Origin of the sequence: Brachybacterium sp. SW0106-09, assembly GCF_001293905.1 — a bacterium.
GTDB lineage: Bacteria > Actinomycetota > Actinomycetes > Actinomycetales > Dermabacteraceae > Brachybacterium > Brachybacterium conglomeratum.
The window spans coordinates 1-12,800 of record NZ_BCAK01000021.1 but is presented as its reverse complement, the minus strand read 5'-3'; the positions used below and the strand labels follow the sequence as shown (position 1 = coordinate 12,800).

15 protein-coding genes are annotated in these 12,800 nt (G+C 72.6%); 11 read left to right on the top strand and 4 right to left on the bottom strand.

What is annotated here, in order from left to right; genetic code table 11:
* Positions 1-275: 275 nt before the first annotated feature.
* Positions 276-950, top strand: a complete 675-nt coding sequence (locus tag Y09_RS10385; protein WP_234695699.1) for a hypothetical protein — start codon at positions 276-278, stop codon at positions 948-950.
* Between the two features lie 119 nt (positions 951-1,069).
* Positions 1,070-1,549 (top strand): hypothetical protein, encoded by a 480-nt coding sequence (locus tag Y09_RS10380; RefSeq protein WP_053917644.1) that lies wholly within the window; start codon positions 1,070-1,072, stop codon positions 1,547-1,549.
* A gap of 173 nt (positions 1,550-1,722) precedes the next feature.
* Here Y09_RS10380 and Y09_RS10375 read toward each other — a convergent pair whose 3' ends face one another.
* Complete coding sequence (locus Y09_RS10375; RefSeq protein WP_053917643.1) at positions 1,723-2,031, bottom strand: hypothetical protein; 309 nt, start codon at positions 2,029-2,031, stop codon at positions 1,723-1,725.
* A complete protein-coding gene (locus tag Y09_RS17540; protein ID WP_159419651.1) occupies positions 2,028-2,168 on the bottom strand; it encodes a hypothetical protein in 141 nt (46 codons plus the stop codon). Before Y09_RS17540 ends, Y09_RS10375 begins: the two co-directional genes overlap by 4 nt.
* 192 nt (positions 2,169-2,360) lie before the next feature.
* On the opposite strand from Y09_RS17540, the gene Y09_RS10370 reads away from it, so the two are divergent.
* Positions 2,361-3,818: an NAD-dependent malic enzyme gene (locus Y09_RS10370; protein ID WP_053917642.1), complete on the top strand. Its 1,458-nt coding sequence runs from the start codon at positions 2,361-2,363 to the stop codon at positions 3,816-3,818.
* A 134-nt stretch (positions 3,819-3,952) separates the two neighbouring features.
* On the opposite strand, the gene Y09_RS10365 is transcribed toward Y09_RS10370, so the two are convergent.
* Positions 3,953-4,417: a VanZ family protein gene (locus tag Y09_RS10365; RefSeq protein ID WP_053917641.1), complete on the bottom strand. Its 465-nt coding sequence runs from the start codon at positions 4,415-4,417 to the stop codon at positions 3,953-3,955.
* 110 nt (positions 4,418-4,527) lie between these two features.
* Here Y09_RS10365 and Y09_RS10360 point away from each other — a divergent pair, with 110 nt between their 5' ends.
* Both Y09_RS10360 and Y09_RS10355 read left to right on the top strand, forming a co-directional pair.
* Positions 4,528-4,902 carry a DUF3039 domain-containing protein gene (locus tag Y09_RS10360; protein ID WP_053917677.1) on the top strand — a complete coding sequence of 125 codons (375 nt, stop codon included), beginning with the start codon at positions 4,528-4,530 and terminating at the stop codon, positions 4,900-4,902.
* 136 nt (positions 4,903-5,038) lie between these two features.
* Positions 5,039-6,847 (top strand): DEAD/DEAH box helicase, encoded by a 1,809-nt coding sequence (locus Y09_RS10355; protein ID WP_234695698.1) that lies wholly within the window; start codon positions 5,039-5,041, stop codon positions 6,845-6,847.
* A gap of 31 nt (positions 6,848-6,878) precedes the next feature.
* Here the strand turns inward: Y09_RS10355 and Y09_RS10350 are convergent, their stop codons facing one another.
* Positions 6,879-8,258, bottom strand: coding sequence for a nicotinate phosphoribosyltransferase (locus Y09_RS10350; RefSeq protein WP_053917639.1), 1,380 nt, complete (start codon positions 8,256-8,258; stop codon positions 6,879-6,881).
* Between the two features lie 111 nt (positions 8,259-8,369).
* Here Y09_RS10350 and clpS point away from each other — a divergent pair, with 111 nt between their 5' ends.
* The 6 genes from clpS (at position 8,370) to rdgB (ending at position 12,560) form a co-directional block, all read left to right on the top strand.
* On the top strand, positions 8,370-8,693 hold the full coding sequence (clpS, locus tag Y09_RS10345; protein ID WP_010549741.1) for an ATP-dependent Clp protease adapter ClpS: 324 nt from the start codon (positions 8,370-8,372) through the stop codon (positions 8,691-8,693).
* Positions 8,693-9,328: a DUF2017 domain-containing protein gene (locus Y09_RS10340; protein ID WP_053917638.1), complete on the top strand. Its 636-nt coding sequence runs from the start codon at positions 8,693-8,695 to the stop codon at positions 9,326-9,328. The genes clpS and Y09_RS10340 overlap by 1 nt, the downstream gene beginning before the upstream one ends.
* Before the next feature lie 102 nt (positions 9,329-9,430).
* On the top strand, positions 9,431-10,243 hold the full coding sequence (gene murI, locus Y09_RS10335; RefSeq protein ID WP_053917637.1) for a glutamate racemase: 813 nt from the start codon (positions 9,431-9,433) through the stop codon (positions 10,241-10,243).
* Positions 10,240-11,022 (top strand): MBL fold metallo-hydrolase, encoded by a 783-nt coding sequence (locus Y09_RS10330; RefSeq protein WP_053917636.1) that lies wholly within the window; start codon positions 10,240-10,242, stop codon positions 11,020-11,022. The genes murI and Y09_RS10330 overlap by 4 nt, the downstream gene beginning before the upstream one ends.
* 24 nt (positions 11,023-11,046) lie before the next feature.
* Entirely contained in the window at positions 11,047-11,805 is a 759-nt protein-coding gene (gene rph / locus Y09_RS10325) for a ribonuclease PH (protein ID WP_053917635.1), read from the top strand.
* A 158-nt stretch (positions 11,806-11,963) separates the two neighbouring features.
* Positions 11,964-12,560 (top strand): RdgB/HAM1 family non-canonical purine NTP pyrophosphatase, encoded by a 597-nt coding sequence (rdgB, locus tag Y09_RS10320; protein ID WP_053917676.1) that lies wholly within the window; start codon positions 11,964-11,966, stop codon positions 12,558-12,560.
* Positions 12,561-12,800 lie beyond the last annotated feature (240 nt).

Genomic DNA, 12,800 nt, shown 5'->3' with positions numbered 1-12,800 from the left:
GCGCCTCCGCGCCGTGACCTGCGCGTGACCCATGCCCCTCCCAGCCGGTCCCCAGGACGTCCTACGAAAGCTTTACCGAAGTCGTCCGACAGGCCGACGAGCCGGCTCCTCACGCCGCGCCGAGGCCCCGCGACAGGCGTCCAGGAGAGGGCACGACCGGGGGTGACGCCGCGACGAGCTCCGTGCCACGGACTTCCATGGCGAGGTCATGCGCAGATCAAACCGCAGGCCGCAGCGCTGTCCGGGAGTTCCTGGTGCCCTTCACAGGATCCGGGATGCCTCGTTACGTTGTCAGCACCCCGCCCCGAGAGCTCGACGAGCCCGGAGCCCTCCGCACCGAAGGAACCCCGATGCCCGTCTCGCCGTCTGCCGCGCTCTCCCGCCGTCACCTGCTCCTCGCCGGCGCCGTCGGCCTCTCCTCCCTCGCCGCGCTCGGCTCCATCGCCCCCGCCCGCGCCGAGGACGTCTGGACCGAGGAGTTCATGACCCGTCCCGAGACCCGCGAGGGCTTCCTCCTGGACGCCATGGATGAGTGGCAGGTCGAGAACGCGAAGTTCATCATCGCGGTGATCAAGGGGCACGGCCTCGACGAGCAGGCCGCGACGATCACCCTCGCGACCGCGATCGTGGAGTCCTGGCTGCGCAACTACGAGCCCGCCGTCGACCTCGACTCCGGCGGCCTGTTCCAGCAGCGCCCCTCGATGGGCTGGGGCACCTACGACGAGGTGCGCCACAAGAAGCGCGCGATCGACGCCTTCCTGGGCCTGGGCGACCACTCCGAGGCCCCCGGACTGCTGGACCTCGCCCCCGACTACCGCGAGTGGGCGCCCGGCGAGGCCGCGCAGGCCGTGCAGATCTCCGCCCACCCCGAGCGCTACGCCGAGCAGATCCCCGCCGCACAGACCCTCTGGGCCCGCTACGCCGGGGACGTCGCCGCGTACACCGACTGATCCTCACTCGCCGGCATGCAGGCGCCCGAGCACTGGTGCGCGTGCCGAGTCCGCGATCGATCTGACACACTCGACCTCGGCGGTGAACCGGTGCCGTCCCGGACGAGCGGAGATCGACGATGGCGCGGAACCCAGCACGCCCTCGCTCACGCGCCGGCGGGGCTGCGGCGCTCGCCCTGACCGTGCTCCTGGCCGGGTGCGGCTCCGTGCAGGAGCTTGATCCCCAGGAGGCGGAGTCCCACTACGACGCGGTGATCGCTGATGTCCAGGCGGCGCTCGGCCACGAACTCGTCCACGCCCCCGCGACCCGCTCCTTCGAAAGCGAGGGCGGCGAGTGCCTCTTCACCCCGGGAGGCTACGAGGCGGACGGACTCGGGGCGGAGCTGGGGGCCGAGGAGAACTGGGACCCGGTCCTGGAGTCGCTCGACCCCGTGCTCGAGGAGCACGGCTTCGAGACGGTGGACGCCCCCCGCAGGGAGGGAGCCATCCTAATGATCGCGGTCGAGGACACCTACGGTGCGGAGCTGAGCCTCGGCGAGAACGGCATGGTGCGCATCCATGGAGCACGTGTGAGCGCGGAGGCGTGCGAGGGGCAGTGAGCCCGTCGGCGCGGCCGCGGAGCACTCGCGTCGGTGCCCAATGCGTTCGGCTAGCGCCGGATCACGCCGGTTGCAGGAGGACCGCGCCTCGACGCTCCGTCGTGGAGGCCCTCACCTCGACCACCAGCACCCGGCCTGCTCCACGAGGACCGTGCTGTCCGTGCTCTCGTCCATCATTCTCCGATCCCGGTCATCACGATGTCATTGGCGAAGGTCGGATCGCTGGGGTCTACCCGCACCTCGGGCGGGCTCCCCGCGTTCGCACCGTGCGGGTTGGTCAGGATGATCTCACCGGTGGACTCGTCGTACCCGCTGACCTGGTAGACGTGCGCGGCGACGAGGTCGTCGGCCGATGAGCCCATCGGGGCGATCGGATCGGTCATCACCGTGATCGGTCGTCCCGCATCGATCGCCTCCCGGTACTCCTCGAAGGAGGGCTGTCCGCCCAGCGTGCTCGTCTCGGTGGATCCTCCGGTGATCATCTCGATGCCTGCCGCAGGGGTGTCGGCCGAGACGGCGGTCCCAGCGATTCGTACAGCGCCGTGATCCTCTCGTCGCCGTCGCGCAGGGCGCGCGCATGCCCCATCACCTGCTCGGTGTCCGCTCCCAGGAACTCCATGTGCTCACGCTCTTCTCGTCGCCCCACGGGTCCCCCGCCCGTCCACGCACACTCAAGCAGGGTTCCCGACATCGCGCCATCGGCAGAACTCCCCATCCTCGGAACGGCCGCCGCCGCAGCCTCCGGGCAGCCGTCCTGACCTGCGGGTCGCGCGGTCGATCCGAGCAGGTCGAGCGCGTTAGGCTGTGCCCTATGTCACCGATGCCATCCGTCAGCTATTCCATCACCGTCCGTCTGGAGTTCGCGGCACGCTCCGCCGCGGTCAGCGACATCACCGGCCGCATCGAGCAGCACGGGGCGACGGTCACCGCGCTCGACGTCTCCGCCTCCGGGCCCGAGCGCATGCGGGCGGACATCACGGTGCTCACCAGCGGCCACGATCACGCGATGGAGGTCGTCGAGTCGCTCAAGGAGCTCGAGGGCGTCGAGCTCGGCAAGGTCTCGGACCGCACTTTCCTCGCCCACCTGGGCGGCAAGCTGACGGTCGAGTCGAAGCTCCCGATCCGCCACCGCGACGACCTCTCGATGATCTACACCCCGGGCGTGGCCCGCGTGGTCAAGGCGATCGCCGAGAACCCCGAGGACGCGCGCCGCCTGACCATCAAGCGCAACACCGTCGCCGTCGTCTCCGACGGCTCCGCGATCCTGGGCCTGGGCGACCTCGGGCCGCTCGCCGCGATGCCGGTGATGGAGGGCAAGGCCGCCCTGTTCAAGCGCTTCGCGAACATCGACGCGTTCCCGATCTGCCTGGACGCCCACTCGGTCGACGACATCGTCGCCCACGTCAAGGCGATCGCGCCCGTCTTCGCCGGCATCAACCTCGAGGACATCTCCGCCCCGCGATGCTTCGAGATCGAGGACCGTCTGCGCGCCGAGCTCGACATCCCCGTCTTCCACGACGACCAGCACGGCACCGCGATCGTGGTCGTCGCCGCGCTGCGCAACGCCCTGCGCGTGGTGGAGAAGGACATCTCCACCGCCCGGATCGTGCTCTCCGGCGCCGGCGCCGCGGGCACCGCGATCCTGCGCCTGCTGCGCGCGGCCGGTGCGCGCGACATCATCGTCACCGACCTCGACGGCATCGTCCACGAGGACCGCGAGAAGCTCGAGGGGCGCCTTCCGTGGATCGCCGAGGTCACCAACCCGCGCCAGCTCACCGGCACCCTGCAGGACGCGGTCGCGGGGGCCGACGTGTTCATCGGCGTCAGCGCCGGGAACATCCTCTCCGCCGAGGACGTCGCGACGATGGCGGACCGCGCCGTCGTCTTCGCGATGGCGAACCCGACCCCGGAGATCGACCCGGCCGAGGCGGTCAAGCACGCCGAGGTCGTCGCCACCGGGCGCAGCGACTTCGCCAACCAGATCAACAACGTCCTCGCCTTCCCCGGCGTGTTCCGCGGGCTGCTGGACGCCCACGCCACCCGGGTCAGCGACCGGATGCTGCTGGCCGCGGCGAACGCCCTGGCCGACGTCGTCAGCGCCGAGGAGCTCAACCCCACCTACATCGTCCCCAGCGTCTTCCACGACGGGGTGACCAAGGCGGTCGCGAGCGCGGTCGAGCAGGTCGCCCGCGAGGAGGCCGGCACCATCGACACGATCACCGGGACGATGACGGCGGTCTACGCCGACGAGATCACGCTGAACGGCTGACCCCGCCGCGCCGCTGGGGCCGTGGCGGCCCCGGCGGCGTCGGACCGGTGCGCTCGCGGGCCGGGAGCGGCCCGTCGGGCGGCCGCTCGGCGCTGCGGCCGCTCGGATCCATGGCAGCTCGGATCCAGGGCCGCTCAGCGCTGCGGCTGCTCGATCGGCGGGGCCGACGGCTCCACCTCGCGCTCGGCGGCGGCGCGGCGCAGCATCCGCTCGCCGGCCCACAGCCCGAGGCCGAGCGCGATGCCGACCACGTCGAAGAGGACGTCCACCAGGTCGCCGGAGCGGCCCGGGATCGCGATGTGCTGGACGAGCTCGACCACCAGGGCGTGGACCAGCGCGACCACCACGACCCAGCCGATCGGGAAGCGCCGCGCGGGGGCGAGGACCCGTCCGGCGGTGAACACGGTGGCCGCGAAGAGGAGCAGGTGCACGGCCTTGTCCAGCCCCGGCAGGCCGATCCCGCCCGGGGACAGCGGCAGGAAGAAACCGATGTTGAGCACCAGCGCGAGGCCGAGCAGGCCGGTCCGCCACGGCACGGAGCCGCCGACCCGCACGATCTCGACGGGGATCCTCCGGAAGAACTCGGCCACGCCATCCATGGGCCCAGTCTCCCAGGCCCGTGTCCTGTCCTCGCGGAGGCGGGGCCGCTAGGCTTCGACGAGCACGCCCGCGACCGAGGCAGAAAGCGAGGGAGGCTGTCATGACCTCCATGTCCTCCACGTCCGATCCGTCCCGCATGGACCCCTACTCCGATGACCCGGGGGCCGCGCCCACCGCCGTCCTGGACCGTCAGGTGCAGGAGCAGGAGCAGACCACCGACGACGGCGACCACGACCGGTTCGCGCACTACGTGCGCAAGGACAAGATCACCCAGGCCGCGCTCGGCGGCACGCCCGTGATAGCGCTGTGCGGCAAGGTGTGGGTGCCCGGCCGCGACCCCGACAAGTACCCGGTGTGCCCGGAGTGCAAGGAGATCTACGAGGGGATCCGCGAGCCGAACGACGGCGGCGACGGCACAGGAGGCAAGGGGGGCTCCGGCCGCGGCGGAGGTGGCTTCCGCGGCTTCTTCGGCGGTCGCCGCTGAGCCCCTGCCCTGCAGGAACCCGCCGCGAGGGCGGTGCCGCCGAGAGGCGGCGCCGCCCTCGCGTCGCCCCCGCGGACTTCCTCACATCGGGCAGGTGGGCGGGTCGTCGGTCCCCGGCGGTACGGTGGTCCACGCCGTGAACACCACTCCCTCCCTCTTCTCCCAGAGCGACCCCCGCCAGCCCTCCGAGGCCGCGGCGAGGACGCTCCCCGTCGCCTACCCCGAGCGCGCCGCCTGGGGCACCGTCCCCAAGCTCCGCGCCTGGCAGGCCGAGGCCCTCGAGATGTACCGCACCCGGGCGCCGAAGGACTTCCTGGCCGTCGCGACCCCCGGCGCCGGCAAGACGACCTTCGCGCTGCAGATCGCGGCGGGGCTGCTCTCCGAGGGGACCGTCCGACGGGTCACCGTCGTCGCCCCGACGGAGCACCTGAAGACCCAGTGGGCCGACGCCGCCGCGCGCGTGGGCATCTCCCTGGACCCGAACTTCTCCAACTCCCAGGGCGCGCACGGCAGCCACTACCAGGGCGTCGCGGTGACCTACGCCCAGATCGGCATGCACCCGGCGCTGCACCGCGCCCGCACCGAGGCGGACCGCACCCTGGTGATCCTCGACGAGATCCACCACGCCGGCGACTCCCGCACCTGGGGCGACGGGGTGCGCGAGGCCTTCGACCCCGCCACGCGGCGCCTGGCCCTGACCGGCACGCCGTTCCGCTCGGACGACTCCGAGATCCCCTTCGTCACCTACGAGGAGGACGCGGAGGGCTTCGCCCGCTCGAAGGCGGACTACACCTACGGCTACGGCGAGGCGCTGCGCGACCACGTCGTGCGCCCGGTGCTGTTCATGACCTACTCCGGGCGCATGCACTGGCGCACGAAGACGGGCGACGAGGTCTCCGCCCAGCTCGGCGCGCTGGAGACCAAGGACATCACCCAGCAGGCCTGGCGCACCGCCCTGGACCCCAAGGGGGAGTGGATCCAGTCCGTGCTCTCGGCCGCGGATCGGCGCCTGACCGAGGTGCGCCGCCACGTGCCCGACGCGGGCGGGCTCGTCATCGCCACCGATCAGAAGGCCGCCCGCTCCTACGCCGCGACCCTCCACGACCTCACCGGGCAGGCGCCCACCGTGGTGCTCTCGGACGACGAGGGCGCCGGTAAGCGGATCGAGGACTTCTCCGCCTCCGACGACCGCTGGATGGTCGCGGTGCGCATGGTGTCCGAGGGCGTGGACGTGCCGCGCCTGTCCGTCGGCGTCTACGCCACCTCGACCTCCACCCCGATGTTCTTCGCCCAAGCCGTGGGCCGCTTCGTGCGCTCGCGGACCCGCGGAGAGACCGCGAGCGTCTTCCTGCCCACCGTCCCGATCCTGATGGCGCACGCCGCCGCGATGGAGGAGGAGCGCGACCACGTCCTGGACCGTCGGCCGAAGACGGGCGATGAGGAGACCGGGCTCGACGAGTTGCTGATCGAGCAGGCCAACCGGCCCGAGCAGGCCAGCGACCAGCTCGAGATGAGCTTCGAGGCGCTCGAGTCGGAGGCCTCCTTCGACCGGGTCCTGTTCGACGGCGGCGAGTACGGCGCCGGCGGCATGATCGGCTCGGAGGACGAGCAGGAGTTCCTCGGCATCCCCGGGCTGCTGGACGCCGACCAGATGCGGGTCGTGCTCCAGCAGCAGCAGGCCCAGCAGCAGGCCCGACGCCAGAAGAGCGGTGCGGACCAGCAGCCGACGACCCCCGGCGTGGTCGACCACCGCCGCCTCATGGACCTGCGCAAGGAGCTCAGCTCCCTGGTCTCGGCGTGGGCGAAGAAGTCCGGCACCCCGCACGGCTCGGTCCACAACACACTGCGCTCGCGCAGCGGCGGGCCCGCCGTCGCGCAGGCCAGCGCCGAGCAGATCGAGGAGCGGATCTCGATCGTCCGCGGCTGGTTCGTCGGCCGCCGCTGATCCCTGCCGACTCCCAACCCTGCCCGCGCGCTCAGCGCAGGACGCGGGCGGCCTCCGCGCCGTCGGTGAGGGTCGGGATCGCGATCTCGCCGTCGGGTCCGTCGTCGGCCGAGAGGCCCAGCTCCGCGAGGGAGGCGGCGTGGCGCTCGCGGGCGGCCTCGAGCCGTGCGGGGGCGCGCTTCGGGGCGACGTCCTCGCCGGCCTCGATCAGCGGCACCTGCAGCGGACGCAGCGAGGTGCGGGCCCAGTCAGGGTTGGACGTGCCGGAGATCAGCTCCGCCGTCAGCTCCCGCTCGAACTCCGCGACCTCCGCCTCGCCCGGGAGCACCAGCTCCGCCCGGGCCTGTCCGCCGACGACCATCCGGTACGCGGCCTTGCCCGCCCCCAGCGTCGCCTTGTCCGTCGACCGCTTGCCGACCGGATGCATCTGCCCGTCGGCGCCCTCGCGCTCGACGAGCTTGTACACGAAGCCGGGGGCGGGGTGCCCGCCGCCGGTCACCAGGCGGGTGCCGATCCCGTAGCCGTCCAGCGGCTCGTCCTTCAGCTCCTCGACCCGGTGCTCGTCGAGGTCGCCGGTGGCGGTGATGCGCGTGGAGGTGGCGCCGAGCGAGTCCAGCAGCTTCCGCACGCGCCCGGCCTGCTCGGCCAGGTCGCCGGAGTCCAGCCGCACCGCCCCGAGCCCGGGGCCGGCGATCTCCACCGCGGTGCGCACCGCGGACTCCACGTCGTAGGTGTCCACCAGCACGGTGGTGCCGGCGCCCTGGGCGGTGAGCTGGGCGCGGAAGGCGTCCTCCTCGCTGTCGAACAGCAGCGTGAAGGCGTGCGCGGAGGTGCCCGCGGCGGGGATGCGGTAGTGCGCGCCCGCGGCGAGGTTCGAGGTGGAGGCGAAGCCGACCAGGTACGCGGCGCGGGCCGCGGCGATCGCGGCATCCTCGTGCACGCGCCGCCCGCCCATCTCGATCAGGGGACGGCCCCGCGCGGCGGTGACCATGCGCGAGCCGACGGAGGCGACGCCGCTGTCGTGGTTCAGGATCGAGAGCACGACCGTCTCCAGCATCACCGCGCTCTCGAAGGTCCCCTCGATCCGCAGAACGGGGGAGTTCGGGAAGAACAGCTCGCCCTCCTGGTACCCGAAGACGTCGCCGGTGAACTCGTACTGCGCGAGATGGTCGAGGGTGTCCTCCCGCAGCGCGCCGGTGGAGGCGAGGTAGCGCAGGTCCGCGTCGTCGAAGCGGAAGTCCGCGATCGCGTCGAGCACGCGGCCGGTGCCGGCGAGCACGCCGTAGCGGCGCCCGGCGGGCAGGGAGCGGGTGAACACCTCGAAGACGCAGCGGCGGGAAGCGGTCCCCGCATCCCGGGCCGCCTCCAGCATCGTCAGCTCGTAGAGGTCGGTGAGCAGGGCGGAAGTCACGATGTCCACCGTAGTGCGTGGCGGGCGGGCAGGGGAGGCGGCGCGCCCCGTAGACTCGGTGCGCCGCTCACCCGGCGCCCCGGGCAGCGGCGAGACTCAGGAGGGATGTGCATGCCGGTCGATCTGCCGCGGGCGGAACCGCGGACGCGGACCCGCACCGATGCCGCGACGGAGGAGCGCACGACGCTCGAGACCGAGGGCCCCTGGTGCACCGTGGTCTGGAACGACCCGGTGAACCTCATGAGCTACGTCGTGTTCGTCTTCCGCCGCTACTTCGGGTACTCCCGCGTGGTCGCCGAGCAGCTGATGATGCAGGTCCATGAGGAGGGCCGCGCGATCGTCTCCCGCGGCTCGCGCGAGAAGGCGGAGACCGACGTGCAGGCCATGCACTCCTTCGGTCTGCAGTCCACGATCGAGAAGGCGGGGGAGGGCTGATGGCGCATGCGTTCCGACGTCGACCCGACGGCTCCCTCGCCTGCCGCCTCGACGGCGAGGAGAAGGCGATCATCGCCCAGGTCGCCCAGGAGACCGCGGACCTGATCCGCGGGGACCTCGGCATCGACCAGGGCGGGGACGCGCTGCGGCGCGCCGCCGAGAGCGAGGACCCGCTGCGCCGGCTCGAGGCCGAGTTCGCCGGTCGCGAGGCCCGCACCCCCTCGGACTCCGCCGTGCGGCGACTGTTCCCCGCCGCGTCGGAGGACCCGGCGCTCGCCGAGGAGTACCGACGCCTGGGCCAGCGCGATCTGGCCGACGTGAAGCTCGCCGACCTCCGCCGCGTGATGAGGATCCTCGACGCGGCCGGGGGAGGGCACAGCGAGGTGGTCCTGGACGAGGACGAGGCGATGTCGATGCTGCGCGCCCTGAACGACGTGCGGATCGTGCTCGCCGACCGGCTCGGCCTGCAGCGCGACGGCGACTTCGACACCGTCCGGATGCTCCAGCAGATCGGCGAGCGGGTCGAGGGCGCGGACTCCACCGGCGACGAGGAGCACGTCGGCTCCGACATCGTCATCGCCGTGTACGAGCTGCTGAGCTGGCTCCAGGAGAGCCTGCTGCGAGCCTTGGACTGACGGGTCGTCCGGTCGCGTGGCGGGTGTGGACGAACTGTGAAACGGCACGCAGTGAGCGCGCCGTCACTGCCCTGGACACCTGTCCGCACTAGCCTTGCCGGGATGAACAACGCGCCGATCGGGATCTTCGACTCCGGGGTGGGCGGCCTGACGGTCGCCCGCGCCGTGCTGGATCAGCTGCCGCAGGAGGAGCTGCTCTACATCGGCGACACCGAGCACGGACCCTACGGCCCCCGCCCGATCGCCGAGGTGCGCTCCCTCGCGCTGAAGATCATGGACCATCTCGTCGAGCACGGCGTGAAGATGCTCGTGATCGCCTGCAACACCGCGTCGGCCGCCGTGCTGCGCGATGCGCGCGAACGCTACGACGTGCCGGTCATCGAGGTGATCCAGCCGGCCGTGCGCCGCGCCGTCGCCGCGACCCGCAACGGGAGGGTCGGAGTGATCGCCACCCAGGGCACCGTCACCTCCCGCGCCTACGAGGACGCCTTCGCCGCGGCCCCGCAGCTCGACCTGATCACCCAGGCCTGCCCCCGCTTCGTCGAGTTCGTCGAGAACGGCGTGGTCAGCGGGCGCGAGGTGCTCGAGGTGGCCGAGGAATACCTCGCCCCGGTGCGCGAGGCGGGCGTGGACACGCTCGTGCTCGGCTGCACCCACTACCCGATGCTCGCCGGTCCCATCAGCTACCTGATGGGCCCGGACGTCACCCTCGTCTCCTCCGCGGAGGAGACGGCGCTGGACGTGTTCCGCCGGCTGCACGCCGCGGACGCCCTGCGCGAGACCGACCGCTCCCCGCGGCACGTCTTCTCCCAGACCGCCGAGGGCCGCGGCAGCGAGCAGTTCGCGCTGCTCTCGCGCCGCTTCCTCGGCCCCACCCTGGACATGACCGGCTCGCTGCCGGTGGTGAGCGCATGAGGGTCCACGTCATCGGCTGCTCCGGCAGCTTCGCCGGCCCCGAGGGCGCCGCCTCCAGCTACCTCCTCGAGCACGAGGACGAGGCGGGGCGCACCTGGCGGGTGCTGATGGACCTCGGCTCCGGGGCCTTCGGGCCGCTGCAGAGCGTGATCGACCCCGCCGATCTCGACGCGGTGATCATCTCCCACCTCCACCCCGACCACTACCTCGACCTCACCGGTCTCGAGGTGTTCTGGGCCTACCACTCCCGCACGGACCTGGGCCAGCTGTCGATCCACGCCCCGGCCCCGCTGCCGGACCGGCTCTCCGCGGTGCTCAGCCGCGAGGGGAACGTGCCCGACGGCGTGACCTGCTCCCCGTTCGAGCACCACCCGCTCTCCGACGGACACCGCTTCACGATCGGGTCCTTCTCCATCGAGACCCGCGCCGTGCTGCACCCGGTGGAGGCCTACGGCTTCCGCATCACCGCGGGTGACGCCGTCCTCGCCTACTCCGGCGACACCGACGCCTGCGAGGCGCTGGACGACCTGGCACGCGGCGCGGACCTGTTCCTGTGCGAGGCCGGCTACATCGAGGGTCGCGACGACCGCTTCACCGGCGTGCACCTGACCGGACGCCGCGCCGGCGAGGCCGCCGCCCGAGCCGGGGTGGGCCATCTCGCGCTCACCCACATCCCGGCCTGGACCGATCCGGCGATCCCGCTCGCGGAGGCGCAGGAGGTCCACTCGGGCCCGATCACGATGGTCCGCCCGGCCGATATCCTCGAGGTGACCGTCTGACCCACCCCTGAGGAGGCAGCTCCCGTGAGCCCCCAGACCGAGACCTTCGTCGGCGACCGCGTCGACGGCCGCACCCCCGACCAGCTGCGGGAGGTGCGCATCACCCGGGGCTGGCAGGACCAGGCCGAGGGCAGCGCGCTGATCGAGTTCGGCCGCACCCGTGTGCTGTGCACCGCGTCCTTCACCGAGGGCGTGCCGCGGTGGAAGAAGGGATCCGGCTCCGGCTGGGTCACCGCCGAGTACGCGATGCTGCCGCGGGCCACGAACACCCGCTCCCCGCGCGAGAGCGTGAAGGGGAAGATCGGCGGGCGCACCCACGAGATCTCCCGCCTCATCGGCCGCTCGCTGCGTGCAGTCATCGACCTTGATGCGCTCGGCGAGAACACCATCCAGCTCGACTGCGACGTGCTCCAGGCCGACGGCGGCACCCGTACGGCCGCGATCACCGGCGCCTACGTGGCGCTGGCCGACGCGGTCTCCTGGGCGAAGCGCCACACCGACCTGCCGGCCGCGTCCGAGGTGCTCACCGACACTGTCAGCGCCATCAGCGTCGGCATCGTCGACGGCCGGCCGCTGCTCGACCTCGAGTACCGCGAGGACGTCAGCGCCGACACCGACATGAACGTCGTGGTCACCGGCACCGGAGGCTTCGTCGAGGTGCAGGGCACCGCCGAGGGCACCCCCTTCGACCGTGCCGAGCTCGGCACCCTGCTGGACCTCGCGACCACCGGCTGCGCCCAGCTGGCCGAGATCCAGCGCGACGTCCTGGCCGCGCAGGCATGAGCGCCGCGTCCGATCCCGCGGCCGACGGGGGATCCGGCCCGGCCGACAGTGCCGTGCTCGGCGGTGACGCCCCGTCGGCAGGCGAGGCCGCGCCCGGTGGCGCCGGCCCGTCGGCCGACGGCGCCGCCGCAGGCTCCGTCACCGCCGGGGCGCGGGTCATCCTCGCCTCCCACAACGCGAAGAAGCTGCGCGAGCTGCAGCGGATCCTCGCCGCGGCCGTGCCCGGGCTCGCTCCCGAGCAGGTGATCTCCTCCGCCGGGATCGCACTGCCCGATGTGGTCGAGGACGAGGTGAGCTTCGAGGGGAACGCCCTGCTGAAGGCCCGCTCCGCCGCATCGGCGACCGGTCTGCTCGCCGTCGCCGATGACTCGGGCCTGGCCGTGGACGTGCTCGGCGGCGCCCCGGGCATCTTCTCCGCCCGCTGGTCGGGCCGTCACGGCGACGACGAGGCGAACAACGACCTGCTGCTCGCCCAGCTCTCCGACGTGCCCGACGCGCATCGCGGCGCCCGCTTCGTGTGCGCGGCGGCGCTCGTCGGCCCGGACCGCGTCGAGCACGTCGAGCGCGGCGAGATGACCGGTGTGCTGCTGCGGGAGCGACGGGGCGAGGGCGGCTTCGGCTACGACCCGCTGTTCCTGCCCGACGGGGAGGAGCTCACCTCCGCCGAGCTCACCGCCGAGGCGAAAGACGCGATCTCCCACCGCGGGAAGGCGTTCCGCGCGATCGCCCCGCACGTCGCCCGCCTCCTCGGCTGAGCCGCCGGCAGGCGCTGCCTCGGCCGCCCCGTCCCTGCACCGGCCACCCCATCCCCCCCCCAGGACCCGATGCTGCATCCCGACCGTTGCACCGGCCCGCCGGGTGCCGGTCCCGATGCGGCACTCGGCGGCGGGTCGACGGCCCGGGGCGGCCTGGCGGGTCCCCGACGGAATCGAGTGGCAGGTTTCGACCGGTATCACTGAGGCCGCCTCAACGGGTGAGTGCGACTCCTGAGGAGG